This window comes from Streptomyces sp. CAI-85, from assembly GCF_013363615.1.
GTDB lineage: Bacteria > Actinomycetota > Actinomycetes > Streptomycetales > Streptomycetaceae > Streptomyces > Streptomyces antibioticus_B.
This window is the reverse complement of the sequence record NZ_JAANNX010000276.1, coordinates 1-523: the sequence shown is the minus strand read 5'-3', so window position 1 is coordinate 523 and position 523 is coordinate 1. Positions and strand designations below refer to the sequence as shown.

General features: G+C 73.0%; 1 protein-coding gene. It reads right to left on the bottom strand.

Features of this window, described 5'->3' with window-relative positions; translation table 11 throughout:
• The coding region (locus G6W55_RS38240; protein WP_309243891.1) for a PfkB family carbohydrate kinase at positions 1 to 512 on the bottom strand (512 nt) is incomplete at its 3' end.
• Positions 513 to 523: the final 11 nt, after the last annotated feature.

The window sequence follows — 523 nt, the reverse complement described above, 5'->3', positions numbered from 1 at the left end:
CGGGCGCGGTAGGCGTCGGGGTCGGGGATGAGTGCGGGGCGGATGTTGGGGTCGAGGGCGGTGAACAGCCCCTGTGCGGCGCTGTGGTGGAGGAGTTGTTCGTAGGCGCTGGCGCCGGGTTCGAGGACGAGGGAGCAGGTGCCGAAGGAGACGGCTCGGGTGTCGTTCGGGAGGGTGGTGGGGGTGGTGAAGAGGCGGTCGGCGGTGCCTTCGACGTGGAAGGTGTAGGTGGCGGAGCCGTCGTCGGTGAGGGTGGCGAGGGCGAGGGTGGTGGGTTCGGGGCCGCGCTGGACGGTGGTGGTCTCGACGCCTGCGGTGTGCAGGCCGTCGTGGAGGGCTTGGCCGTAGGGGTCGGTGGACAGGCGGGAGCAGAAGGCGGTGCGGGAGCCGAGGCGGGCGAGGGCGACGGCGGTGTTGTACGGGCCGCCGCCCCGCGCGGGCCGCAGGGGCGCCAAGGCGCCGGGTCCTTGGGGCACCAGATCGATGAGGGCCTCACCGGCGACGACGATCACGCGAACGATCC